This is a genomic window from Flavobacterium inviolabile (assembly GCF_013389455.1).
Classification (GTDB): domain Bacteria; phylum Bacteroidota; class Bacteroidia; order Flavobacteriales; family Flavobacteriaceae; genus Flavobacterium; species Flavobacterium inviolabile.
On the sequence record NZ_CP058278.1, the window covers coordinates 3,655,000 to 3,679,201 of the forward strand.

27 protein-coding genes are annotated in these 24,202 nt (G+C 39.1%); 12 read left to right on the plus strand and 15 right to left on the minus strand.

Going from position 1 to position 24,202, the window contains the following annotated elements; translation table 11 throughout:
- Positions 1-113 precede the first annotated feature (113 nt).
- The gene (gene smpB / locus HW120_RS16460) at positions 114-566 is read left to right on the plus strand and encodes an SsrA-binding protein SmpB (RefSeq protein ID WP_177735578.1); all 453 of its coding nucleotides are present in this window, start codon (positions 114-116) and stop codon (positions 564-566) included.
- Positions 567-633: 67 nt separating this feature from the next.
- On the plus strand, positions 634-1,686 hold the full coding sequence (locus HW120_RS16465; protein ID WP_177735580.1) for a Fic family protein: 1,053 nt from the start codon (positions 634-636) through the stop codon (positions 1,684-1,686).
- 34 nt (positions 1,687-1,720) lie between these two features.
- Here HW120_RS16465 and HW120_RS16470 read toward each other — a convergent pair whose 3' ends face one another.
- Positions 1,721-2,362: a protein-L-isoaspartate(D-aspartate) O-methyltransferase gene (locus tag HW120_RS16470; protein ID WP_177735582.1), complete on the minus strand. Its 642-nt coding sequence runs from the start codon at positions 2,360-2,362 to the stop codon at positions 1,721-1,723.
- A 168-nt stretch (positions 2,363-2,530) separates the two neighbouring features.
- Between HW120_RS16470 and HW120_RS16475 the strand changes: the two genes are divergently transcribed.
- From HW120_RS16475 to HW120_RS16515, 9 genes are all read left to right on the plus strand, one after another.
- Positions 2,531-3,496: a Gfo/Idh/MocA family protein gene (locus HW120_RS16475; protein WP_177735584.1), complete on the plus strand. Its 966-nt coding sequence runs from the start codon at positions 2,531-2,533 to the stop codon at positions 3,494-3,496.
- 10 nt (positions 3,497-3,506) lie between these two features.
- Entirely contained in the window at positions 3,507-4,019 is a 513-nt protein-coding gene (locus tag HW120_RS16480) for a mechanosensitive ion channel family protein (protein WP_177735586.1), read from the plus strand.
- A gap of 1 nt (position 4,020) precedes the next feature.
- On the plus strand, positions 4,021-4,908 hold the full coding sequence (locus HW120_RS16485; RefSeq protein ID WP_177735588.1) for a 3-hydroxyacyl-CoA dehydrogenase family protein: 888 nt from the start codon (positions 4,021-4,023) through the stop codon (positions 4,906-4,908).
- Positions 4,909-4,979: 71 nt separating this feature from the next.
- Complete coding sequence (locus tag HW120_RS16490) at positions 4,980-6,200, plus strand: DUF1015 domain-containing protein (protein WP_177735590.1); 1,221 nt, start codon at positions 4,980-4,982, stop codon at positions 6,198-6,200.
- A gap of 31 nt (positions 6,201-6,231) precedes the next feature.
- Positions 6,232-6,891 carry a YggS family pyridoxal phosphate-dependent enzyme gene (locus HW120_RS16495; protein ID WP_177735592.1) on the plus strand — a complete coding sequence of 220 codons (660 nt, stop codon included), beginning with the start codon at positions 6,232-6,234 and terminating at the stop codon, positions 6,889-6,891.
- A gap of 29 nt (positions 6,892-6,920) precedes the next feature.
- Positions 6,921-8,282, plus strand: coding sequence for an exonuclease domain-containing protein (locus tag HW120_RS16500; RefSeq protein WP_177735594.1), 1,362 nt, complete (start codon positions 6,921-6,923; stop codon positions 8,280-8,282).
- A 13-nt stretch (positions 8,283-8,295) separates the two neighbouring features.
- Positions 8,296-9,135, plus strand: coding sequence for an ion transporter (locus HW120_RS16505; protein ID WP_177735596.1), 840 nt, complete (start codon positions 8,296-8,298; stop codon positions 9,133-9,135).
- Complete coding sequence (gene miaA / locus HW120_RS16510) at positions 9,128-10,057, plus strand: tRNA (adenosine(37)-N6)-dimethylallyltransferase MiaA (protein WP_177735598.1); 930 nt, start codon at positions 9,128-9,130, stop codon at positions 10,055-10,057. The genes HW120_RS16505 and miaA overlap by 8 nt, the downstream gene beginning before the upstream one ends.
- A 2-nt stretch (positions 10,058-10,059) precedes the next feature.
- Complete coding sequence (locus tag HW120_RS16515) at positions 10,060-10,806, plus strand: acyl-[acyl-carrier-protein] thioesterase (RefSeq protein ID WP_177735600.1); 747 nt, start codon at positions 10,060-10,062, stop codon at positions 10,804-10,806.
- A 53-nt stretch (positions 10,807-10,859) separates the two neighbouring features.
- Here the strand turns inward: HW120_RS16515 and HW120_RS16520 are convergent, their stop codons facing one another.
- The 14 genes from HW120_RS16520 to HW120_RS16585 all read right to left on the minus strand — a co-directional run bounded on the left by HW120_RS16520 (position 10,860) and on the right by HW120_RS16585 (position 23,365).
- Positions 10,860-11,576, minus strand: a complete 717-nt coding sequence (locus HW120_RS16520) for a response regulator transcription factor (RefSeq protein WP_177735602.1) — start codon at positions 11,574-11,576, stop codon at positions 10,860-10,862.
- A gap of 4 nt (positions 11,577-11,580) precedes the next feature.
- Positions 11,581-13,164: a sensor histidine kinase gene (locus tag HW120_RS16525; protein ID WP_177735604.1), complete on the minus strand. Its 1,584-nt coding sequence runs from the start codon at positions 13,162-13,164 to the stop codon at positions 11,581-11,583.
- Positions 13,165-13,235: 71 nt separating this feature from the next.
- On the minus strand, positions 13,236-13,820 hold the full coding sequence (gene coaE, locus HW120_RS16530) for a dephospho-CoA kinase (RefSeq protein ID WP_177735606.1): 585 nt from the start codon (positions 13,818-13,820) through the stop codon (positions 13,236-13,238).
- A gap of 3 nt (positions 13,821-13,823) precedes the next feature.
- Complete coding sequence (locus HW120_RS16535) at positions 13,824-14,822, minus strand: glycosyltransferase (RefSeq protein WP_177735608.1); 999 nt, start codon at positions 14,820-14,822, stop codon at positions 13,824-13,826.
- A 132-nt stretch (positions 14,823-14,954) separates the two neighbouring features.
- Positions 14,955-15,782, minus strand: a complete 828-nt coding sequence (locus tag HW120_RS16540) for an enoyl-ACP reductase FabI (RefSeq protein ID WP_177735610.1) — start codon at positions 15,780-15,782, stop codon at positions 14,955-14,957.
- A gap of 10 nt (positions 15,783-15,792) precedes the next feature.
- A complete protein-coding gene (locus HW120_RS16545) occupies positions 15,793-16,317 on the minus strand; it encodes a tetratricopeptide repeat protein (RefSeq protein WP_177735613.1) in 525 nt (174 codons plus the stop codon).
- Positions 16,318-16,328: 11 nt separating this feature from the next.
- The gene (gene recN / locus HW120_RS16550) at positions 16,329-17,984 is read right to left on the minus strand and encodes a DNA repair protein RecN (protein ID WP_177735615.1); all 1,656 of its coding nucleotides are present in this window, start codon (positions 17,982-17,984) and stop codon (positions 16,329-16,331) included.
- Between the two features lie 31 nt (positions 17,985-18,015).
- Positions 18,016-18,903 carry a type IX secretion system protein PorD gene (porD, locus tag HW120_RS16555; RefSeq protein ID WP_177735617.1) on the minus strand — a complete coding sequence of 296 codons (888 nt, stop codon included), beginning with the start codon at positions 18,901-18,903 and terminating at the stop codon, positions 18,016-18,018.
- Positions 18,896-20,107, minus strand: coding sequence for a bifunctional phosphopantothenoylcysteine decarboxylase/phosphopantothenate--cysteine ligase CoaBC (coaBC, locus tag HW120_RS16560; RefSeq protein WP_177735619.1), 1,212 nt, complete (start codon positions 20,105-20,107; stop codon positions 18,896-18,898). The genes porD and coaBC overlap by 8 nt, the downstream gene beginning before the upstream one ends.
- 8 nt (positions 20,108-20,115) lie before the next feature.
- Positions 20,116-20,433 carry a DNA-directed RNA polymerase subunit omega gene (locus tag HW120_RS16565; RefSeq protein ID WP_177735621.1) on the minus strand — a complete coding sequence of 106 codons (318 nt, stop codon included), beginning with the start codon at positions 20,431-20,433 and terminating at the stop codon, positions 20,116-20,118.
- Between the two features lie 7 nt (positions 20,434-20,440).
- Positions 20,441-21,250: an outer membrane protein assembly factor BamD gene (locus HW120_RS16570; RefSeq protein WP_177735623.1), complete on the minus strand. Its 810-nt coding sequence runs from the start codon at positions 21,248-21,250 to the stop codon at positions 20,441-20,443.
- Positions 21,251-21,416: 166 nt separating this feature from the next.
- Positions 21,417-21,929: a ferritin gene (locus HW120_RS16575; protein ID WP_177735625.1), complete on the minus strand. Its 513-nt coding sequence runs from the start codon at positions 21,927-21,929 to the stop codon at positions 21,417-21,419.
- A gap of 24 nt (positions 21,930-21,953) precedes the next feature.
- Positions 21,954-22,835 (minus strand): 4-hydroxy-tetrahydrodipicolinate synthase, encoded by an 882-nt coding sequence (dapA, locus tag HW120_RS16580; RefSeq protein ID WP_177735627.1) that lies wholly within the window; start codon positions 22,833-22,835, stop codon positions 21,954-21,956.
- Between the two features lie 11 nt (positions 22,836-22,846).
- Complete coding sequence (locus HW120_RS16585) at positions 22,847-23,365, minus strand: DUF6913 domain-containing protein (RefSeq protein WP_177735629.1); 519 nt, start codon at positions 23,363-23,365, stop codon at positions 22,847-22,849.
- A gap of 48 nt (positions 23,366-23,413) precedes the next feature.
- Between HW120_RS16585 and HW120_RS16590 the strand changes: the two genes are divergently transcribed.
- Positions 23,414-24,196, plus strand: coding sequence for a 5'-nucleotidase C-terminal domain-containing protein (locus HW120_RS16590; RefSeq protein WP_177735631.1), 783 nt, complete (start codon positions 23,414-23,416; stop codon positions 24,194-24,196).
- The last annotated feature ends 6 nt before the right edge of the window (positions 24,197-24,202 follow it).

Here is a 24,202-nt window from a genome sequence, read left to right on the forward strand (position 1 = left end):
CCCATTGAATCCAATAAAAACTGACAAAAATCATAGTATAAAAATTATTTTCGAATGGAATTAAAACTTTAAAATTTTCCTGATTCGCTTTTTGTTCTTACATTTGCCATCCTATGCTAAAAACAGTCAACATACTTAATAAAAGAGCGAAATTCGACTACGAAATACTCGAAAAGTATACCGCCGGTATTGTATTAACCGGGACTGAGATCAAGTCTATTCGTTTGGGAAAAGCTTCTATTGCCGAAAGTTTCTGTGAATTTCACGGTCATGAACTTTTTGTGATCAATTCCCATATTGAAGAATACCTTTACGGCACGCACTACAACCACAAAGCAAAAAGCGAGCGCAAACTGTTATTAAACCGGAAAGAACTGAAAAGTCTTTTAAAAAGTATGCAGAATAAAGGGCTTACCATTATTCCGTTGCGTCTTTTTACCAACGAAAAAGGACTGGCCAAATTAGACATTGCCCTTTGCCGTGGTAAGAAAAACTTTGATAAGCGCGAAACGATAAAAGACCGCGACAACAAGCGTGACTTAGACCGTATTAAAAAAGTACACTAAATTTTACCGGAAAAGCTATTTCTAAATTGATATTTTATGACTAAAATTGTCATGAAATTCAACAACCATGAAAACACTTCTCAAAAACGCACGGGAACAAAAAGGACTCAAAACACGGGAAGTGGCACAATTGCTTCATATTGACCAGGCTTTGATTAGTAAATTCGAAAACGGCCTGCGCAAACCAACACGGGAACAGCTCTCCAAACTGGCTGCCTTACTGGAAATCGATTTTGAAACCCTGCTGGTGGCATGGCTGAAAGAAAAGATCCTCTACGAGATCGGACAGGACGAATATGCCCTGAAAGCCATTCAGCTTGCCGAAGAAGAGATCAAATTCAATGCTTTCCAAAAAGCCTATCCCATTTCGGCACGGCTTCAGCTTTTACTGAATGAAATTGACAATCTGAAAGAAAAAGCAGACCGGTTCCGGCAATTTGAAACGGAAAAAGTTACCCGCATACTGGAACTGGAATACACCTTTGAAAGCAATCAGCTGGAAGGCAACACCCTTTCGCTGGACGAAACAAGTGCAGTTCTTTTCCAGGGCCTCACCATAGCCGGAAAAAGCATGCGCGAACACCTGGAAACCATCAACCATCAGGAAGCCATCCGTCATTTAAAACAGCTTGTTGAACGAAACGGTGCCCTGTCTGAAAAAGATCTTTTCTCGCTCCACAATATGATTATCAGGGGTATTCATCCGGAAGCATCCGGAAAATACCGTACCGAAATGCTGAACACGCCGGAAAGTGCCTATATTCCTCCGGCACCGGCATTGATTCAGAAACAAATCACCGATAGTTTTATGTGGTATGAAACCAATAAAAACAAACTGCATCCGGTAGTATTAGCTGCCGAAATGCTGGAACAGCTCCTTTCCATCCAGCCATTCCTTAACGGAAACGGAAAAGTAGCCCGTTTGTTCATGAACTTCATTTTACTGCAAAACGGTTTTGTAGTTACCAATATTAAAGGCAATCCGGAATACCGTATGCTGTTTGCTAAAATATGCGAAACGGCGGCGCTTACGAAAGACAAAGAACCTTTACTGGTGTTTATTGCGCTGGCCGAAAAAGAAAGCCTGGAACGCTACCTGAACGTACTGGTACAAAATTAAAACGCCCGATACTTAATCGGGCGTTTTCTATATTTTAGTTTTTATCTTCCAGTAAAGGCACGAAACGGAAATCGCCGAATTCGTGTTTTTCAAACTGTGTTTCATTTTTGCGGATCAGCAGCGTCATGACCTGAACATCTTCGCCCAAAGGAATTACCAGCCTTCCGCCTATTTTTAACTGTGCCATTAAAGGCTGCGGAATAAACGGCGCTCCGGCAGTTACGATAATACTGTCAAAAGGTGCAAAATTAGGCAGCCCTTTATAGCCGTCGCCAAACGACAAATGTTTCGGACGCATTCCCAGTTTTGGCAGCAATAACGAAGTGGTTTTAAACAGTTCGTTCTGACGCTCCACGCTGAACACTTTGGCACCCATCGTACACAAAACAGCCGTCTGATAGCCGGAACCGGTACCGATTTCCAATACCTTATCGTCTTTTTTCACCTGTAATAATTCCGACTGAAAAGCTACCGTATAGGGCTGCGAAATCGTCTGCCCGGCACCAATCGGGAAAGCTTTGTCCTGATAGGCAAAATCTTCAAAACTGGAGTTTAAAAATAAGTGTCTCGGAATTTTCTTGATGGCATCCAATACGTTTCTGTCCGTGATACCTTTCTGTTGTAAAACGGTTACTAACTGATTACGAAGTCCTTGATGTTTGGCAGTATCTTTCAATTTTATGGCAATTAATTATCGGTAAAAATAGCAAACAAATTTACAATTTGAAATCCATCATCTGAAATTATTAACAGCCTATTTCGCTTTAAAAAATCATCCAACTTTTGAATTTGAAATATAAGATTTTAAATCTAAATGGTTTATTTTTGTTGAAAATAGATAATCATGCTAAAAGTTGGCGTATTGGGTGCCGGTCACCTTGGAAAAATACATTTGCGATTACTCAATCAATCTGAAAAATACGAATTAATAGGATTCTATGACCCGAATGCCGAAAATGCTGAAAAAGTGGCTCAGGAATTTGGTTATACAAAATTCGACTCTATAACTGCTTTAATCAACGCTGTCGATGTAGTCGATATCGTTACGCCTACCCTTTCTCATTTTGAATGTGCCAAAGAAGCCATTGAAAACGGGAAGCATGTTTTCCTGGAAAAACCCATTGCAAACACCGTGGAAGAAGCCAATGAAATCATTGTACTGGCAAACAAATACCAGGTAAAAGGTCAGGTAGGTCATGTGGAACGCTTTAATCCGGCTTTTAAAGCGGTTAAAGATAAAATTGAAAATCCGATGTTTATCGAAACCCACCGTTTAGCCGAATTTAACCCGCGCGGTACGGATGTTCCGGTGGTGCTGGATTTAATGATCCACGATATCGATGCTATTTTAAGCGTCGTGAAATCGAAAGTAAAAAACATCAGTGCGAGCGGTGTATCGGTAATTAGTGATTCTCCGGATATTGCCAATGCCCGTATTGAATTTGAAAACGGCTGTGTGGCCAATGTCACTTCCAGTCGTATCTCGATGAAAAACATGCGTAAAGCCCGTTTTTTCCAGAAAGATGCCTATATTTCTGTGGATTACCTGGACAAAGTATGTGAAGTGGTAAAAATGAAAGATGCACCGGAAATTCCGGGTGATTTCGATATGATTTTACAAAATGCAGAAGGAGTTAAAAAACAAATCTATTACGACAATCCGTCTGTAGTACAAAACAATGCTATTTTAGACGAATTGGAAACATTTGCCGATGCCATCAACAACAATACAACACCAATTGTAACGTTGGAAGACGGAACGGAAGCTTTGCGTGTAGCCCACCAGATTATCAACTGTTTCGGTAACTAAGCAGCAGGACATGATCGATACAGTATTATCCGATACGGAAACCCTGATTCGGTTCGCTATAATTTGCGGAGCGACCCTGCTTTTTTCGTATTTTTTCAATTTGTATCTGAAAAGACTCATCCTTAAAAAATCCGGCATTATCGATAATGATCCTACCAATTATGTTTTTTTCAAACATTTTGCAACGGCGGTCATCTATCTTTTCGGTTTCGGATGGGCTTTACTAACACTGCCAATTGCCAAAACATACGGTCATTCATTACTTGCCGGAGCAGGTGTAACCACCCTGATTGCCGGTTTTGCCTCACAGCAGGCTCTGAGTAATATTGTAGGCGGAATTTTCATACTGATTTTCAAACCGTTCCGGGTAAACGATTATATTGAATTTCAGGGAAAATCCGGACGGGTTATGGAAGTCAACCTTCACGATACCATTATTCAGGATGATGCCGGCAATACAATAGTAATCCCGAACACATTACTATCCAACGGAATAATAACAAACATTAAAAAACAACCATAAAATGAAAAACATAGCTGTAATCGGAGCTGGAACAATGGGTAACGGAATTGCGCATACTTTTGCACAAAGCGGTTTTAAAGTATTATTAATTGATATTTCTGAAAAATCTTTAGAAAAAGGAATGGCAACAATCGTTGGGAATTTAGACCGAATGATTGCAAAAGGAACCATTACCGAAGCCGATAAAAAAGCAACAATTGAAAACATCATTACCTATACCGACATTGCAGACGGAGTGGTAAATGCTGATTTAGTGATAGAAGCGGCTACAGAAAATGTAACTTTAAAGCTAAACATCTTCAAACAACTGAGTGAAGTTTGCGGTGAAAACACCATTTTAGCGTCCAATACTTCTTCTATTTCCATTACACAAATCGCTTCTGTGGTTAAAAATCCGGAGCGTGTAATCGGTATGCACTTTATGAACCCGGTGCCTATCATGAAACTGGTAGAAATCATCCGTGGTTACAATACTACAGACGAAGTGACCAAAACCATTATGGATTTATCGGTAGCTTTAGGAAAAACACCGGTTGAAGTAAACGATTATCCGGGATTTGTAGCCAACAGAATTTTAATGCCGATGATTAACGAATCTATCGAAACCTTATACAACGGTGTGGCCGGCGTACAGGAAATCGACACCGTTATGAAATTGGGAATGGCACACCCTATGGGACCATTACAATTAGCAGATTTTATCGGTCTGGATGTTTGTCTTTCAATCTTAAACGTAATGTACGACGGATTCAAAAATCCTAAATATGCTCCGTGTCCTTTATTGGTAAACATGGTAATGGCAGGAAAATTAGGCGTAAAATCCGGAGAAGGATTCTATGACTATTCGGAAAGCAAAAAAGCAGAGAAAGTAGCGAAAATGTTCGCATAATCACAACGATACACTATTGACAATTGGTATCCGGCAGGTTATCAATTGTCAATTTTTAATTTAAACACAAAATGGCGATAATAAAACCTTTTAAAGCAGTTCATCCCACAGCAGACAAAGTAAGCCTGGTTACTTCCCGCTCCTACGACGATTATGGGGCTGCGGAACTGGCGGCTTACCTGGAATTCAATCCGTTTTCTTTTTTGCATATCCTGAATCCGGCTTATGTGAACCAGCAAAAGATCGGATTTGACAAACGCTTTAAAATGGTCGCCCATAAATATGCCGATTTTAAAAAAGAGGGCATTCTGGTTCAGGAAGAAACAGCAGTACTGTATGTTTACCGGATTGAAACCAAAAACCACATTTTTACCGGAATCCTGGCCGGAACCTCGGTAGAAGATTACCAGCAAAATCATATCCGCAAACACGAAGACACGCTGCAATACCGCGTGGATCTGTTTAAGGATTACCTGCATCAGACCGGATTCAATACCGAACCCGTTTTGATGACCTATCAGGACAATTCCGTTTTAAACGAATGGATAACATCCAAAACAGCAGAACGTCCTTTACTGGAGTTCTCAACAACCAATAAGGAGAAACACACCCTTTGGAAAATTGCAGATGAAAAGGAAATTCAGTGGTTACAGGAGCAATTCACGACGGTTGGCGATTTTTACATCGCAGACGGGCACCACCGCTCTGCTTCTGCCGAGTTATTATACGAACAGGATAAAGATTCAGGCAATGAAAACCTGAATTACTTTATGAGTTATTTAATTGCCGACAGTAATGTAAAAATATACGAATACAACCGCCTGATCCGCGATTTGAACGGTTATACCAAAGAGGATTTTATTAAAAAATTAGCCGACAATTTTGTCATCAAAAGCAAGAAGCAGGAATTATGGAAACCCAAGCACAAATTTGAGTTTGGTATGTATCTTGATGGAGAATTTTATACCCTGAAATTAAAGGAAGAAAACTTTACCTTTGATAATGCTCTTGCCGGACTGGATGCCCAGATTTTATATACAACGGTTTTACAGCCGATTTTAGGGATTGACGATTTGCGTACCGACGACCGTATTGCCTACATTGCTGGAAGTAAATCGATCACCAACATTAAAGAAATGGTAGACAGCGGCGAATTTGAAATTGGTTTTATGCTGTTTCCTACCAATATTTCGGAAATTAAGGATCTGGCCGATGCCAATCTGATCATGCCGCCAAAAAGCACCTATATTGAACCCAAGTTCAGGAGCGGACTGGTTGTTTATGAGATATAACGATCCTTTGTAAATTATAATGTTACAGCAAATGACAATAAAAGAAAACCTACTCGCTATAAAAAATTCGCTTCCGGAACCGGTTACCCTGGTAGCGGTTTCGAAAACCAAACCGGTATCGGATCTGATGGAAGCCTATGAAGCCGGGCAGCGCATTTTCGGAGAAAACAAGATCCAGGAAATGACGGACAAATGGGAACAGCTGCCAAAAGATATTCAATGGCACATGATTGGTCACGTACAGTCCAACAAAGTCAAGTATATGGCTTCTTATGTGACCCTTGTTCACGGAGTAGACAGCTTGAAATTATTACAGGAAATCAACAAACAGGCCAAGAAACACGACCGTGTTATTGACTGCCTGCTGCAAATATATATCGCTGAGGAAGAAAGCAAATTCGGACTGGATGTAAACGAGTTAAACGAATTGCTGCAGTCGGAAACATTTAAGGAATTACAGCACATTCGCGTGATCGGATTAATGGGAATGGCCACTTTTACCGACAGCGAAGCACAAATAAAAAAGGAGTTTCAAAATTTAAAAGCTATTTTTGACAGCACAAAAGGAATTACCGCTGCCAATTTTGATCTATCGGTATTGTCCATGGGAATGTCGGGCGACTATAAAATCGCCATTGCCTGCGGAAGCACCATGGTTCGGATAGGAAGCAGTATCTTTGGAACGCGATAATAGAAAACGTTATAAACTAAGAACAGAATTTGTACGCTATATTAGACATAGAGACAACCGGAGGGCAATTTAACGAAGAAGGAATAACGGAAATTGCCATCTATAAATTTGATGGACATGAAGTTGTCGATCAGTTTATCAGCCTTATTAATCCCGAAATACCAATTCAGCCGTTTGTTGTAAAACTTACCGGGATCAATAATGCTATGCTGCGTTCTGCTCCTAAATTTTATGAAGTTGCAAAGCGGATCATTGAAATTACCCAGGATTGCATCATCGTAGCCCATAATGCTTCTTTTGATTACCGCATCCTGCGTACGGAATTCAGACGCCTGGGATATGACTTCAACAGCAATACCATCTGTACCGTTGAATTATCTAAAAAATTAATTCCGGACCAGCCTTCCTATAGTTTAGGAAAACTGGTGCGTAGCCTTGGTATTCCTATTGCCGACAGGCACCGGGCTACCGGAGATGCGATGGCAACCGTTAAGCTTTTTAAAATGCTTTTGGCAAAAGATGTCAAAAAGGAAATTATTACAAGCTTTGTCAAAAAAGAAATAAAAACCGGAATTTCCCCGAAATTACTGGACATCGTGGAAGCGATTCCCGCCAAAACCGGTATCTATTATATTCACCGTGAAGACGGAACCATTATTTATATCGGCAAAAGCAAAAACATCAAAAAACGCGTTAACCAGCACTTTACAGGAACCTCGCGAAAAGCAAAGCGAATACAGCAGGAAGTTTTTGCGGTTACTTTTGAAGAAACCGGAAACGAACTGGTTGCGCTGCTAAAAGAAAGCGAGGAAATAAAAGTAAACAAGCCCGTTTACAACAGATCACAGCGAAAAACAATTTTTCCCTGGGCTTTATATGCCGAAAAAAATGAGGGAGGCTATCTGGCCTTACGCCTCGCCAAAGCCGACGGGCGCAAAAAAGAAGTCACTTCTTTTGCTACGCTGGTTGAAGGCAAGAATTTTTTGCATAAAATAACTGCCGAATACCAGTTATGCCAGAAAATAAACGGTTTATACGACACTAAAAAAGGCTGCTTTCAGTACGATATCAAGCAATGCCACGGTGCCTGCATTGGCAAAGAAGCTGCTGCCGATTACAATGTTAGGGTTCAGGATTTCCTGAACAACCACCAGTTCCAGAATCAGAATATGGTTATTGTAGACCGGGGAAGAAGCATTGATGAAAGAAGTGCTATTTTAGTTGAAAACGGGATCTACAAAGGCTATTGCTTTTACGATCTTAACTACCAGATTAACAATATTGACATCCTTAAAAAGATCATTATCCCGATGCAGCACAACAGGGATACCCGGAATATCATTCAGAATTACCTGCGCAAAAAGAAAGTTAGCAAAGTAGTCACCTTTTAAATCCAGTGCGAGTATGAGGGTATTAAAAACCAAATACGACATTTTCAGGCAGAAAACGTATATTGTTATTTACGGTTCCAACACTTTTGGCGGACGTCTTTTTGACTTAGCCCTTCTGGGTGTGATTTTGTTGAGTGTCCTTTTGGTCATGCTTGAATCGGTACAGAAACTGGATGCCAAATACCATACTTTTCTCGTGGTTTCGGAATGGATCATTACTGTTTTTTTCAGTATTGAATATGCCCTCCGGATCATTTGCAACAAGCGTCCCTTAAAATATATTTTCAGTTTTTACGGCCTGGTCGACCTGATTTCCATTTTACCGATGTATTTATCCTTTTTTATTCCGGGATCCAAAATACTATCGGTGGTACGGGCTTTGCGTTTACTGCGTTTGTTCGGTATTTTAAACCTGGTGCATTTCACCGGACAGGAATCCCAGCTTAAACTGGCCATAAAAGCCAGCCGTACCAAAATTATTGTTTTTATCTATTTTATCCTGGTGGTTTCCATTCTTTTAGGTGCCATCATGTATGTTATTGAAAGTCCGGAAAGCGGTTTTACCAGCATTCCGGTGAGCATTTACTGGTGTGTGGTTACGCTCACGACCGTTGGTTACGGCGATATTGCCCCGGTAACGACCTTAGGGCAGATTATTGCCGCCTTTATCATGATCATGGGTTATGGCATTATTGCGGTTCCTACCGGAATAGTAACGGCCGAGTTTGCCAATGCCAAAAGAAATGCCACCGACACGGAAGGTAAAAAAGTATGTCCTTCCTGTACGACTATAATTTATAATCAAGACTCCCGCTATTGTCATCACTGCGGGGAAAAATTAAGTAATGACTAACTATTTAATCACCATAATCGGTCCGACCGCTATCGGTAAAACCGCTTTGAGCATTACACTCGCAAAGCATTTTAACTGTGAGATCCTTTCCTGCGACAGCCGTCAGTTTTTTAAAGAAATGACCATCGGGACGGCCGTGCCTTCTGCTGAAGAATTAGCGGCAGCACCGCATCATTTTATCCAGAACAAATCGGTATTTGACGACTATACGGTGGGCGATTTCGAAAGGGAAGCCGTTACTTTACTCGATACACTATTCCTGAGGAACAACATCCAGATTATGGTTGGCGGTTCCGGATTATACGTTAATGCCGTTTTAAAAGGCTTTGATGATTTTCCGGACATAGCTCCTTCCGTTCGGGAGAACATCCGGGAAAACTTCGAAAACCACGGCATAACATACCTGCAAAACGAGTTACAGCAACGCGACCCGGACTATTATACCAAAATCCTTCAGGAAAATCCGCAAACCCTGCAAAATCCCCAGCGCATGATGCGTTTTGTGGAAGTTTGCATTGGCAGCGGCAAGACCTATTCTTCTTTCCTGAATCAGAAAAAAAACAGCCGTAATTTCACGCCTATAGTGATTGGTCTGGAAGCCGACAGGGAACTCATGTATGACCGCATTAACCAAAGAGTTGACCTCATGCTGCAGGCCGGGCTTTTAAAAGAAGCCGAATCGCTTTATGCTAATAAAGCGTTAAACGCTTTACAAACGGTGGGTTATCGCGAATTATTTAGTTACTTTGACGGCGATTTCACATTCGATTTTGCTGTTGAAGAAATAAAAAAGAATACACGCCGTTTCGCAAAACGTCAGATGACCTGGTTCAAACGGACGGAAAATGCAAAATGGTTTGATTTTAAAGCTTCGCCCGAAAACATTATCGATTATGTGAAGCAGCAAATTCAAAATTCATAATCATGCCAATAGCACCCGATTTTACTTCCGTTTATGAACACGAATGGGAGATCAATTTTACCCAATGTACTCCATACGGGCTTCTGAAATATGTAGACCTTTGTAACATACTGCAGCTAACCGCCGCCGAGCATTCCATTCATGGCGGATTGAGCTTTAACGACATGCAGGAACACGATCAGGCCTGGGTTTTAAGCCGGATCCGCGTGGAAATAACCGATACTTTACCCAAATGGATGGACAAGGTAATCGTAAAAACATGGATTGAAGATTTACAGGGCTCCCGCTCTATCCGTAATATTGAAATGTACCTGAATGGTAAAAAAATAGCCGGTGCCACCACCTATTGGGCTGTTTTTAATACCAAACTGAGAAAAGCGGAAGCGCTGGCTTTACCGCACGAGCATTTTGAAAAATATCCCGACCGCCACGCTACCGAACACAGCTTTTCACGGATTAACGTGACCCGGGAAGCCGAAAAAGTGACCAACCGGACCATTGTACTCTCCGACCTGGATATCGTTAATCACGTAAACAATGTGAAATATCTGGAATGGTGCCTCGACACCCTGGATGCCAGACAGGTCTTGAAACAGGGCCTCAAAAGTTTTGAAATGAATTTTCTGAGAGAGCTCAATTTAAACGATCAGGTAACGATTCACCGGGATCAGGAAGCAGATCAGACATATTTTTCGGTTACTAAAGACAATAAAGTAAGTTTTGCTTTATTGCTGGACTGGAAAGCATAAAAATATAAAAAGCTCCTTTACAGGAGCTTTTTTGTTTCAGAGTAGATAGGGTGTTATTCTGCAACTTTATTTTTGATTACCAAACGGAAACCTTCACCGTGGATGTTCAGAATCTCAACATCTTCGTCCTGTTTCAGGTATTTACGCAATTTGGCGATATAAACGTCCATACTTCTTGAGGTAAAGTAATTGTCGTCTCTCCAGATTTTTGTTAGTGCTAACTCTCTTGGCATTAAGTCATTTTCATGCAAAGCAAGCATTTTAAGCAATTCATTCTCTTTTGGAGATAATTTGATCGGCTCCTCATTCTGGAAAGATAAGAAACGTAATTTTGAGTTCAAATGGAATTTACCGATGATAAATTCAAACTTCGTATTATCTGTTTTAACTTCCGATGCTTTACGCTGGATAATTGCTTTGATTTTCATCAGCAATACTTCCGAATCAAAAGGTTTGTTCAAATAATCATCTGCTCCTACTTTGTATCCTTTTAACACATCCTCTTTCATGGATTTTGCCGTTAAAAAGATAATAGGCACTTCTTTATTTTTTTCGCGGATTTCTCTCGCTAGTGTATAACCATCTTTGTAAGGCATCATCACATCAAGAATGCATAAATCGAAATTATCTTTCTTGAATTTTTCGAAACCTTCCATACCATTTTTGGCTAAAGTAACTTCAAAATCGTTTATTAAAAGGTAATCTTTGAGCACTGCTCCAAAATTGGGGTCATCTTCTACTAAAAGAATTTTTTTGTTAGTCGTATCCATATCATTAATTTATTAGTGGCATTTTAATTATAAAGGTACTTCCTTTACCTTTCTCGCTTTCTACAAATATCTGACCGTTATGGTCTTCAATAATCCTTTTCACATAGGCTAATCCCAGCCCGTGTCCTTTCACATTATGTAAATCGCCTGTGTGCTCGCGGTAGAATTTTTCAAAAATTCTCTTTTGAGCGACTTTACTCATCCCGGCGCCGTTGTCTTTTATTTTAATCAACACAAAATCTTTTACGTTTTCTGTTGTAACATCGATTATTGGTGCCTCAGGCGAATATTTAATCGCATTGTCCAGTATGTTAACCATTACATTCGTAAAGTGAACATCGTTCAGCAGTATTGTTGTCCGTTTTGCATTCAGGTGTTCTTTAATAACACCGCCACGGTCTTCAACAATCAGGTTAACATGCTCGATAGCATCTTCAATTATAGTATGAACGTCTGTTGGCTCTTTACTGATCTCCAACTCTCTTTTTTCTAATTTCGAAATACGCAGTACGTTTTCAACCTGGGCATGCATTCTTTTATTCTCATCCCTTATCATTTGCAGGTACCGCTGTACTTTTTCTTTATCGTCTATGATTTTTGGGTTTTTAATCGCATCCAAAGCAAGGTTAATCGTTGCAATGGGTGTTTTAAACTCATGGGTCATGTTGTTGATAAAATCGGTTTTAATTTCCGAAATCTGCTTTTGTTTGATCAACTGGTTCAGGGCACTAAAATAGGCCACGATGATAACCAGTGTAAAAATGATGGACAGTGAGGTAATTCCGACCAGTGACGAGAAAAGAAACTTGTTCTTTTGAGGAAAGCTCAGCAAAAGCTGGTATTTGCTCTGTCCTTCGTTATCCGGGAAAACCGGAATACTGTAGGTTGAATTTTTATCGTAATTAAAATTCTCCGATTTCACTTTTGTAGCCAGCATATTACTGTAAATCCCGAACTCAAAAGGCGTGTTCACCCCATATTGATTCAATTCATTACGAAGCATCAGCTGCAGTTTATCTTTCGATACCCGCTCCTGAATGGGTTTCAGTCCGACGATATCCTTGAAATAGATCTCAAACTGTGCTTTGTCCAGAATGTCCAGATTTCCTTCTTTTTCAATCGTAACATCCGGCATCGGTGCTTTTTGAAAAGAAGAATTATCCACTACATTTCCATTGTAAATTTCTGTCTTTCGTTTCGCTACAAAACTTTTCAGCGAAACGGAATCCGATTTTTTATCAAAGAACGAACGATTTAAATTATAATCTTCTAAAACGATAGTATTCGAGTAAATGATCTGTTCATTCGTTTTCGGGTCGCGTTTTACGTAGAAATACTCTAACAAATCGCTTTGTCTCGGTACCTTACCGATACTATCCTTTAATTTATTGAACTTTTCATAGAACTCAAAATACTCCTGTTGCTGTAGTTTGTTAGCTACGCTACCGATAACTTGTTGTACGTGATACTTAAACTGTTCTTCATTATTTTTATAAGAAGTATTTATCCAGAATAATTGTACTAATATGATTCCTACCAGCGATAGGCTCATCAATATTATCAATAAGAGGAATCTCGTTTTATTCATCAAAACAAAATTAACATTTTAACATTTATTGCTTAAAAACATTAACCAAAGATTAACATCTTGACCTGTTTTTAAATTTTATTCAATTCTTTAAGAATTTTATCGACATCTTTCTTAGCAGCGGTCAAATCGGTGTTTACAACTATATAATCGCTCAAAACGGCTTTATCTTCGTCTTTCCACTGGTTTTTCATCCGGTCCAGCACCTGTTCTTTTATCACGCCGTCCCTACCCATAACACGCTCAATTCTAACCACTTCCGGAGCGGTAACCAGTATAATTTTATCGCATTTTTTATAGCCGCCACTTTCAAAAAGAATCGCAACTTCTTTAACAATATAACGGTGTTTTTCGTTGTTTTTTAACCAAATACTAAAATTTTCATCAACTGCAGGATGAATAATTTCATTCAGTTTTTTTAATAAATTGGGCGCAGAAAAAACCAGATCCGCAATTTTTTTGCGATTTAATTTTCCATTCTCAATAACATTCACTTCAAAAATTTCCTGAACTTTATGTATAATTTCGGGCAATTCCATGATTTTCCTTGCCTCATCATCAGCGATATATACCGGAATTCCCTGAGCAGCGATATAAGCCGCTATAGTCGATTTACCACTTCCGATACCTCCTGTAAGTCCAATTATCTTTGTCATCGTTTACTTTTTAAAGAATAATTCAGGAAATGCTTTTTCCGGTTGCTGTTTTAACAAAATAACTTTAAAAAATGACTTAAAATAGCCCATTCCGTACCCATAAAACTGGATAAAAAAGGCAATAACGGACAAAAATCCTATTTTTAAACTGGCATTTTCAATGATTCCGGACAAAAACAGTATAGCAATATAAAGCACATAAAACTGAAACAATACCGGTATTCCAAACGCATATAATCCCAAAGCAACCAAAAAGCCCAGGCAAAACAAAGACGGAAACCAAAAGGTTATTTTCCGGTACTTCGGATACCAGGAATCCAGTATGGGCCTTGCTTTTCCAAATTTATTGACCTGTTTATAGAACTTTGACCAATCGATTCTTCTTTTATGATATACATACGAATCTTTAAACAGTTTGGTTTGAAAACCCATTTCCCATAAGCGTATGGACAAATCCGGGTCTTCTCCGGGATGAATGTTCCCAAAACCGCCGGAAGCTTCAAATGCTTTTTTAGAAAGCCCCATATTAAAGCTGCGCGGCTGAAATTTACCTATTTTTTCAGATCCGCCGCGAACGCCTCCCGTAGTAAGGAAAGAGGTCATTGTAAAATTAATTGCTTTCTGAATATCGGAAAAAGAGTCCAGCGCATTGTCCGGACCTCCGAAACAGTCCACATAGTTTCGTTCCAGATTCTCAGCAACTGAAGTTACGTAATTTTCCGGCAAAATGCAATCGGAATCCAAAATAATAAAATACTGTCCGATAGCTTTCCGCATTCCGTAGTTCCTGGAATCACCGGGACCGGAATTCGGCTTGTTATAATAGGAGAGAAACAGTTTCCCTTTATAGGCATTCACAATGTGCTCGCAGGGTATTGTAGAACCGTCTTCTACAACCACAACTTCAAAATCTTCGCGATAGTTTTGTTCTGTTAAGCTTTTAAGCAGCTCTTCAATTTCATCAGGCCTGTTGTAAACAGGAATTATAAATGAAAAATACATGGGTTCCTTTTTTTTAACAAAGATAAACTTTATAAAAATAAAAAAACCACCTCAAATAAGGTGGTTTTCCCGAAACAGAAGATTCTGTCTTTATGATATTATTCAGCGGCTTAAAAAGCCGTTAAAGAAGTTTTACTGCTCTTTTTCCAATCCTTCTTCAAAAGCTTCCATTACTCCCTGACTTACTCCCATGTTAGAGAAACCTCCGTCATGTAATAAGTTTTGTAATGTTACTTTGCGGGTTAAATCGGAGAACATCATTACCGTATAGTTTGCACAGTCTAAAGCGGTAGCGTTTCCAAGCGGAGACATTTTATCGGCAAAAGCGATAAAACCACCAAAACCTTTTACGCCTTGTCCGGCAGTTGTAGGTGTCGGAGACTGGGAAATCGTGTTTACCCTTACTTTTTTATCTTTTCCGAAGAAGTATCCGAAACTACGGGCAATCGACTCTAGATATGCTTTATTATCGGCCATATCGTTATAATCCGGGAATACGCGTTGTGCTGCCATATACGTCAGCGCTACGATACTTCCCCATTCGCTCATGGCATCTTTTTTATACAACACCTGCATTACTTTATGAAAAGAAACCGCAGACACGTCCCATCCTTTATGGGTATAGTCATAATTCTGGTTTGTATAGTGATTTCCTTTTCTAACATTCACCGACATTCCGATTGAATGCAAAACAAAATCAATTTTACCGCCAAGGATTTCCACCGCTTTATCTACTAAATTCTCTAAATCTTCAATAGAAGTAGCATCGGCAGGAATGATCTGAGAACCTGTTTTTTCAGCCAGTTGGTTAATGGTACCCATACGCATAGCGATCGGAGCATTTGATAAAACAAAAGTTCCGCCTTCTTCATGTACACGTTCCGCTGTTTTCCAAGCAATTGAATTTTCATCTAAAGCTCCAAAAATGATTCCTCTTTTTCCTTTTAATAAATTATACATAGCTATGTTTTTAAATAAATTTCAATTTTAATTTTTCAAAAATAGTCATTTTATCTTTCACCCTATTCATATTCATCTTCATATTCTCTATAAATTGCGCTCCAAAGCCGTAGGACATGGCTTTTTTATAAAACTCATAGGATCTGATAAAATTAAATTCCATTTCGTAAATCCTTCCCAATTCGCTGTAATAAGAAGCACCGTCTGCATTTTCCAGATGCTTCAGCGTTTCGTCAATATGTTCTTTTGCTTCCTCCAGCCTGCGCAGGTCTACCAAAAGATAAGCATAGTTCAGATAGGACGCCGGGTATTTAGGGTCAAACCGCATCGCCAGCTTATAATGATAAATCCCTTTTTCATAATTGCTCAGCTTGGTATAATAGATCCACCCTAAGTGGTTGTGTGCTTTTCCAAAATCCGGATATTGCGTCAGAATTTCTTCAAGAATTTCTTTTGCCTCCGAAACATTCCCGTCAGATATCAAAGCATCAGCCCTGATAAACTGGTTTTCATAATAACTGATATTCTCTTCCAAAACAATTCTTTTTATTCAATTAATAATGATTTTGCATGGTTAAGAGCCGAATCGGATATATCTTTTCCAGACAGCATTTCTGCGATCTCTACAATTCGCTCTTCATTCCCTAACAATTTTAATTCCGAAACAGTGTTTTCACCCTGAGTGGATTTAAACACTTTATAGTGCTGGTTTCCTTTCGCGGCAATCTGCGGTAAATGGGTAATGGCAAAAACCTGCATCTGCTTGCTCATTTTCTTCATGATATCGCCCATTTTATGAGCAATTTCACCCGAAACTCCGGTGTCGATCTCATCAAAGATAATCGTTGGCAGTTTGGTATAATTTGCCAGAATGGCTTTTACAGCAAGCATAATACGGGACATTTCCCCTCCGGAAGCTACTTTTTTCAGCAAACCGAAGCTGGTTCCCTTATTGGCCGAAAACAGTAATTGTACTTCGTCTTTCCCGGACAGCAAATAGGTGTCCGTTTGTTTTATTTCAAATTCAAAACGGGCATTCGGCATTCCCAATTCTGATAATATTGCGATAATTTTTTCAATCAGTACCGGAGCAGCCTGCTTTCTGCTTTCTGAGATCGCAGCAGCTTTGGCATCTAAAACCACGATGGTTGCTTCCAGTTCTTTTTCGAGCGAATGAATCATTGCTTCCAGATCGTCTGCAAAAACAGCTTTATTGTCCAGGTCATTCTGAATGACCAGCAATTCTTCCACCGTACCCACTTGGTGCTTCTTTTGAAGCGAATAGATCAGCTGTAGTTTCTGATTTACCAGTTCCAGCTGTTCCGGATCACTCATCAGAGTTTCGGCATGTTTGCGTATTTCATCCGATACGTCATCAAATTCAATCAGCACACTGGATACGCGGTCAAATAATTCCTGATATTCTGCCGATAATCCGGCAATTTTTTGAAGGGACGCCTTAATCTCTTTCAGATTTTGCGTAACCCCTATTTGTTCCTCATCGGCTACAGCCAATGATTTATCCAGCGATTCTTTGATGAACTCAACATTATTGAGTTTTTCAAATACCGCTTCATATTCCTGCTGTTCGCCTTCTTTTAAATTGGCTGCCAAAAGTTCCTCCAGTAAAAAACTATTGTAATCCTGTTCTTTCACCAGGGCTTCTTTTTCTGACTGCAGTTTCTTCAGCCTGGCTTTTACGGCTTTATATGTAGACAGGTTGCCTTTGTATTCCTGCAACAGCGGCTGTTGTCCTGCAATAGCATCCAGAATTTGTATCTGGTATTCTTCATTGGACAATTCCTGCGTTTGATGCTGCGAATGGATATCGAGCAAAAAATCGCCCAGCTGCTGCAATTCCTGCAGGTTTACCGGACTGTCATTTACAAAAGCTCGTGATTTTCCGGAAGGAAGGATTTCCCTGCGGATAATGGTCGTATCTTCATAGTCCAGATCGTTTTCCTCAAAAAACGGCTGGAGCGTATAGGCTTTGATTTCAAAATGCGCTTCGATAATGCATTTTTGTTCTTTGTCTTTTAGCGACGTTAAATCGGCACGTCTGCCCAGCACCAAACCCAATGCTCCCAACAATATTGATTTTCCGGCTCCGGTTTCTCCCGTAATGATTGAAAACTCATTGGAAAAACGGATATCTAATTGTTCAATCAGAGCAAAATTTTTAATCGATAAAGATGCTAACATAATTTGTGCGTAGATTTATTAAAACACAAATTTAGTATTTTATATTACTCCATTTAGAAGAATTTAACGGAGATATTCTATTTAATCTGTCTACTAACGGAACGATGTCCACATTCGGTCCACCGGAGTAAACACTAACGATTTCATCTACTTTAGCATCAAAGAAAACACGGGTCAGAAAAGCATTCGGACGCACATCGTGTACCTTCGAAAGCGTTTCTATAGAAGACGCAATCTTTTCTTTGGCTGTTTTTAAGTTTTCCGCCATTCGATCCATTCCCTGGAAATGGTACTGATACATCGCTTCACGAAACGGTGTATAGGTATTGGAAAGCATATCGTTAATGAGGTAATAACGGTTATTTCTTTTTTCCGATTGTATCCAGCCGTCAAAACCGCTTGACTGTGCTACATTCGCAATAGCTGAAGCGACTTCAAGGTATTTTGTTCCTCCTAAATTCTGGTAGGTATCCCCATCCAGACCGATAATGATGTTCGCATAAAAAGCTAAAACGGAAATCAGGTTCGAATCAAAACTATTGGGATTGAAATACATGTTTTCAAATTCTACATAACGGAATTTAAAATCCTTATCATTGAAGTTTAAAACCGGTGAGGAATAGGTTGAATTGTATATCGGGCGCGAAGACTGCACCTGAACGGTTGCATCAAAATTATTGGATTCAAACGAGTTAACCGTTATAAAGACCACACAATTGATTTTTTCATTGTTTTTAAACGTCTTGGTCGTCCATTTGGTATTGTTCATAAATTCCGTAACGGACTTTTCCAGTGTTTTAAATATCTGCGGATTAACGTTCGTAATCTGGCTGTAATTTACATTTACGCTACAATTAAGTTCCTGAGCAAAGCTGTTTATTGATAAAAAAGTAAGTAAAAGTAAAATCCAATTACGCATGATAATGAGCTATTATTTTGTTGACAATATCCTGAGCGACGGCTTCTTTTGATTTGAGTTCCATCGGCTCCACTAAAAAGTTCTTATCAATAAATGTAACCTTATTGGTGGGCTTTCCAAAACCGGCACCGGAATCATTTAATGAGTTTAAAACTATCAAATCTAAGTTTTTTTTCTGAATTTTTTGCTTTGCATGCTCAATTTCATTCTCCGTTTCCAGTGCAAATCCAATTAAAAACTGTCTGGTCTTGATTTCTCCTAAAGAAGCCAGTATATCTTTTGTTTTTTCCAGTTCAATAGAAAACGTAGCTTCATTCTTTTTTATTTTCTGGCTGGCTACATTTTTCGGACGGTAATCGGCTACGGCTGCTGCCGAAACGGCCACATCTACCGCATTAAAATACCGGTGACAGGCATCATACATTTCCTGAGCCGATGTTACTCTTTCCAGTTGCACCAGGGGATGTTTCAGGTCCAGATGCGTCGGACCGGATACCAATATTACTTCCGCACCCAGATTGGCAGCGGCTTTGGCAATATCATAACCCATTTTGCCGGAAGAGTGATTCCCGATAAAACGTACCGGATCGATCGCTTCATAAGTGGGTCCTGCCGTAACCAGAACTTTTTTTCCCCGCAAGGGCAGTTTGCTTTCCAGGTCCCGTTCTAAAAATGCCACGATATTTTCAGGTTCCGCCATTCTTCCTTCGCCGGAAAGTCCGCTCGCCAATTCGCCGTTTTCCGCCGGAATGATCGTATCGCCAAACTCTTTTAAAACATGAAAGTTTGCCAGTGTGGAAGCGTGTTTGTACATATCCAGATCCATTGCCGGAGCAAAGTAAACAGGACATTTTGCAGAAAGATAGGTTGCTAAAAGTAAATTATCGCTGTTGCCGCTCACCATTTTAGAAAGGGTGTTGGCTGTAGCCGGTGCAATAATCATTAAATCGGCCCAAAGGGCTAAATCGACATGATTATTCCAAAGGGCATTCTCATCTTCTTCATTAAAAAAAGAGGAATAGACCGGATTTTTAGAGAGTGTTGATAATGTTAAGGGCGTAACAAAATCTTTAGAAGCAGGTGTCATGATTACCTGAACCTGAGCACCTGCTTTTATAAGAAGTCTAACTAATGTGGCCGTTTTATACGCGGCAATTCCACCAGAAACACCCAGTATTATTTTTTTACCGCTTAAAACAGACATTGTTTGTATTATTTATTTGAATCTCTATAATAGATTTTTCCTTCTAACCACTCTTGTACTGCTAAAGCATGTGGTTTAGGTAGTTTTTCGTAGAATTTAGAAACTTCGATTTGTTCTTTATTCTCAAAAATTTCCTCAAGACTATCATTGTAAGTCGCGAACTCATCAAGCTTGTCAATCAATTCCTTTTTAATTTCAGAGTTGATTTGATTTGCTCTTTTTGCCATAATAGTTATTGCTTCATACACGTTTCCTGTCGGCTCTTCTATCGTACTCTTATTGTAGGTAATCGTGTTTACTGGAGCAGTAGTCTTCTTTAAATCCATGACGTTCTTATTGTTTAGAAAATTGTTGTAATTCTTTATCTATGTTTGCTAACATTTCGTCAGCTTTTGCTTTGTATTTTGTATCGCCTTTAAAACGGATCAAAGCAGTGTAAGCCACTTTAGCATTGTTTAAACGCTCTTCCATTTTAGGTTTAATACTATTGATTCCCAGTTTATAGCTGGCATCAAACTTGTAAAACAAAGCATCTTCTTTATATATTGTTCCGGGATGGTCTGTAATAAAGTTGTCCAATGCTTTAATAGCGGCATTGTAATCTCTGGTCCACTCCCCGATGGTATTGTATTGTTTTGCGATTTCGAAAGCTTTTTTCTCTAATTTCTCCCGTAATTCCGTAACCATTTTATTCGCTTCGGCAAAGTTTGGAGAATCCGGATAGGTATTGATATAATCCTGTAATTTATCAATTCCTTTTTGTGTATCGGTCTGGTCTATAGAATAGATCGGTGAAAGCTGGTAAAAGCTTTTTGCGCCCAAAAAGGCTGCTTCTTCTCTTTTTTCACTTTTCGGATATCCGGCAACAAACGATTCGAACTGGTATCCTGACAAATAGTATTGTTTTGTCTTATAATAAGACTGAGCAAACATATAAAATAATTTTTCTGCCTGAGGTTTTCCTCTGTTTGGCGCTGCTATCTGTTCAAACAATCGGATAGCTTTGGAATATTTCCCTGCTTCATACATTTTGGTAGCCACTTCGTATTTCATTGCCAAATCTTCCGATTTGAGTGCTTTTTGATACTGACTACAAGACGTTAACAGAACAGCAAAAAGAAAAATATATAGAAATTTACTCATTTTATTTTCAGTTTTTATGCTTCTAAAACAGCCAAAAGTCTTGTTTTAAAAGCAAATGCAAATTTAGTTATTAATTAGAGATTACAAAATCTTTTTTTTCATGGTAAAAAAACAAAAAAGATGCCTGTAAAACCGACATCTTTTCTTTAACTCTTATTCTGCAAATTTATTGCACTTTTGCAGCCTGATTTCCGTTGAAATTCTTCATATCATTATCAAACAGGTACAATCCTCCTTTATCGTCACCGATCAGATTGATTTTATCCAGGATTGTTCTTGCTGTTGCTTCTTCTTCTATCTGCTCCGACACATACCATTGTAAGAAATTGTGTGTCGCATAATCTTTCTCGCCTAAGGAAACATGAACCAGATTATTAATACTCTCCGACACCATTACTTCGTGCTCAAACAATTGCGTGAACAATGCTTTGAATGAAGAATAGTCCAAAGACGGCTCAATAACCGATGGAATCTGTGCCTGCCCTCCTCTTTGGTTGACATATTTTACCAGTTTAAGCATGTGCATTCTTTCTTCATCCGACTGCGCATACATAAATGTTGCAATCCCCTCAAAACCCTGAACTTCAGCCCAAGATGCCATTGCCAAATATATTTGAGAAGAATCCGCCTCAACTTTAATTTGATTATTAACAGCTGCTTCAATAGTTTTTGATAACATAAAATTCTTTTTTTTAGTGAAAGGCTAATTTACTATTTTCTTTACAAAATCGTTAATACGTTTTGCTAAATCTTCGTTAACATTTACCAGCGGTAAACGTACCGTATCTTCTGATAATCCCAGGGCTTTGAATATCGCTTTTATACCCGCCGGGTTACCCTGTTCAAAAATCATATCAATACTGTCCGCTAACAGGTAATGCAGCTGGTATGCTTCATCTACTTTTCGCTGTAATCCCAAACGGACCATTTCGGAAAATTCTTTCGGAAATCCTTCCCCGATTACCGATATCACCCCAGCTCCTCCGGCTAAAACCATTGGTAACGTCACCATATCATCCCCGGAAATAACCAGGAAATCCTTTGGTTTTTGCTGAATCAGTTTCATTGCCTGAACAATATCTCCTGCCGCTTCTTTTATACCGACAATATTTTTAAAATCGTTTGCCAAACGGATTACCGTAGCCGGCAATACATTGCTTGCTGTTCTTCCGGGCACATTATATAACAATACCGGAACCGGAGAAGCCTCCGCCACGGCTTTAAAATGCTGGTAAATTCCTTCCTGAGTTGGCTTATTGTAGTATGGAGAAACCGAAAGAATTGCCTGAAATGCCGAAAAATCTCTGGTTTTCAATTCTTCAACAACTTTCATTGTATTGTTCCCTCCAACACCTAAAACCAACGGAAGTCTGCCATTGTTAGCAGCCACAATTGTCTGAATCACTAATTCTTTCTCTTCCTGGTTTAATGTTGCCGACTCTGCCGTTGTTCCCAAAACCACTAAATACTCAACACCTCCGTCGATAACATAATTTACAATTCTTGTTAAAGCTTCCGTATCTACCGAAAAGTCTTTTTTAAATGGTGTAACAAGTGCAACACCGGTACCTATTAATGATTGCATGATTATTTAGATTATATTTTATTTAAAATTTTCAAATATTTAAAAAGCTCGGAAACAAATTCCTGGTATTTTTCCGCAACGGTTGTAATCATAAAGTTATTCAAACGTTTGTCGATCGTTGAAAAACCTACTTTGAATTTTGCTTTGGACTGCAATGTCAGCAGCAGTAAAGGTGCTTTTTCCACATCATAGTAGCTGATCAGCATGTCAAACGGTTTGTTTACAAAACCGGCAACCTCCGGTTTTAGAAATTCCCCGTTCATTGCAATGTTCTTTCTGCTGAAATAAGGATACTCGAAGGTTTCTTTCTTCTTAATTCTGTCTTTATAAATCAGGATCTCTATATTTTTTCGGGGAATTCCATTGGCAACAAGCTCCTGAATCAGATCGTTCTGAGCCACAAAATAGCTTTCATCTATCAACAGACCAACCGTTTGTATTGCCCCTTCCGTAACGGTAAGTTTATAATTGGGTAATCTTTTTTTAATGATTTTTTTTAATGAAAAATCCTTTATTGTTTTTAAAAACATAGTAATTTTACTTGAAATACAAAGTTAATTAAATAAGGCTTATAACAAATGACAAAATTAAGAAAGTATAACCATTTTTTAACGCCATTTATTGTTCTTACAGGTATTTTTTTATTGGCTTCCTGCGCCGGTCAAAAATACCAGAACACAAAAATTGAAGGCAAACAAATTGGTATCACAAATGCGTACAGGGATGTTCAATCCATAGAAGATTATATAGCACCTTACCGCACCCATATTGACAAGGATTTAGACAATGTTCTGGCTTACTGCCCGGAAACATTAGACAAAAGCAAAGGCACCTGGCAAACGACAATCGGAAATCTTTTAGCCGATGTTACCATCGAAATGGCCAACCCGATTTTCCAGTCCCGTGAAAAGAAAAATATTGACATCTGTCTTTTAAATCATGGCGGAATCCGCGCCGTACTTCCCAAAGGAAATGTAACTACAAGAACCGCTTTTGAGATCATGCCGTTTGAAAACAGCCTGATTATAATTGAATTAAAAGGCGCTCAGATCCGGGAAATGGCCGCTTACATCATGAAAGAAAAGAAACCGCATCCGCTTTCCGGTTTAAAAATCGTTGCCGATAAAAACAATCTAATCGTTAAGTCGTTAAGTGTAAACGGAAAACCTGTTGAAGACAACCAGAGTTATTATGTAGCCACTTCCGATTATTTATCGAATGGAGGCGACAGCATGAATTTCTTCAAAAAAGCCGTTAAAGCTTATGACATGGACTACAAGCTACGAAACCTGTTAATTGACTACTTCAAAAAAGTAGACACCATCTCGGTAATCACGTCAGAAAGAATAATCCTGGAATAAAGATAA

Excerpts from the sequence above, each read along its gene's own strand:
- HW120_RS16480 (WP_177735586.1), top strand. The coding sequence starts at position 3,507 with ATGATCGATACAGTATTATCCGATACGGAAACCCTGATTCGGTTCGCT.
- HW120_RS16465 (WP_177735580.1), top strand. The coding sequence starts at position 634 with ATGAAAACACTTCTCAAAAACGCACGGGAACAAAAAGGACTCAAAACA.
- HW120_RS16540 (WP_177735610.1), bottom strand. The coding sequence starts at position 15,782 with ATGTATAATTTATTAAAAGGAAAAAGAGGAATCATTTTTGGAGCTTTA.
- HW120_RS16565 (WP_177735621.1), bottom strand. The coding sequence starts at position 20,433 with ATGGATTTAAAGAAGACTACTGCTCCAGTAAACACGATTACCTACAAT.
- HW120_RS16525 (WP_177735604.1), bottom strand. The coding sequence starts at position 13,164 with ATGAATAAAACGAGATTCCTCTTATTGATAATATTGATGAGCCTATCG.
- HW120_RS16515 (WP_177735600.1), top strand. The coding sequence starts at position 10,060 with ATGCCAATAGCACCCGATTTTACTTCCGTTTATGAACACGAATGGGAG.
- coaBC (WP_177735619.1), bottom strand. The coding sequence starts at position 20,107 with ATGTCTGTTTTAAGCGGTAAAAAAATAATACTGGGTGTTTCTGGTGGA.
- HW120_RS16505 (WP_177735596.1), top strand. The coding sequence starts at position 8,296 with ATGAGGGTATTAAAAACCAAATACGACATTTTCAGGCAGAAAACGTAT.
- HW120_RS16495 (WP_177735592.1), top strand. The coding sequence starts at position 6,232 with ATGACAATAAAAGAAAACCTACTCGCTATAAAAAATTCGCTTCCGGAA.
- coaE (WP_177735606.1), bottom strand. The coding sequence starts at position 13,820 with ATGACAAAGATAATTGGACTTACAGGAGGTATCGGAAGTGGTAAATCG.
- dapA (WP_177735627.1), bottom strand. The coding sequence starts at position 22,835 with ATGCAATCATTAATAGGTACCGGTGTTGCACTTGTTACACCATTTAAA.
- HW120_RS16535 (WP_177735608.1), bottom strand. The coding sequence starts at position 14,822 with ATGTATTTTTCATTTATAATTCCTGTTTACAACAGGCCTGATGAAATT.
- miaA (WP_177735598.1), top strand. The coding sequence starts at position 9,128 with ATGACTAACTATTTAATCACCATAATCGGTCCGACCGCTATCGGTAAA.
- HW120_RS16570 (WP_177735623.1), bottom strand. The coding sequence starts at position 21,250 with ATGAGTAAATTTCTATATATTTTTCTTTTTGCTGTTCTGTTAACGTCT.
- HW120_RS16575 (WP_177735625.1), bottom strand. The coding sequence starts at position 21,929 with ATGTTATCAAAAACTATTGAAGCAGCTGTTAATAATCAAATTAAAGTT.
- HW120_RS16590 (WP_177735631.1), top strand. The coding sequence starts at position 23,414 with ATGACAAAATTAAGAAAGTATAACCATTTTTTAACGCCATTTATTGTT.
- HW120_RS16475 (WP_177735584.1), top strand. The coding sequence starts at position 2,531 with ATGCTAAAAGTTGGCGTATTGGGTGCCGGTCACCTTGGAAAAATACAT.
- HW120_RS16490 (WP_177735590.1), top strand. The coding sequence starts at position 4,980 with ATGGCGATAATAAAACCTTTTAAAGCAGTTCATCCCACAGCAGACAAA.
- recN (WP_177735615.1), bottom strand. The coding sequence starts at position 17,984 with ATGTTAGCATCTTTATCGATTAAAAATTTTGCTCTGATTGAACAATTA.
- HW120_RS16520 (WP_177735602.1), bottom strand. The coding sequence starts at position 11,576 with ATGGATACGACTAACAAAAAAATTCTTTTAGTAGAAGATGACCCCAAT.
- HW120_RS16585 (WP_177735629.1), bottom strand. The coding sequence starts at position 23,365 with ATGTTTTTAAAAACAATAAAGGATTTTTCATTAAAAAAAATCATTAAA.
- smpB (WP_177735578.1), top strand. The coding sequence starts at position 114 with ATGCTAAAAACAGTCAACATACTTAATAAAAGAGCGAAATTCGACTAC.
- porD (WP_177735617.1), bottom strand. The coding sequence starts at position 18,903 with ATGCGTAATTGGATTTTACTTTTACTTACTTTTTTATCAATAAACAGC.
- HW120_RS16485 (WP_177735588.1), top strand. The coding sequence starts at position 4,021 with ATGAAAAACATAGCTGTAATCGGAGCTGGAACAATGGGTAACGGAATT.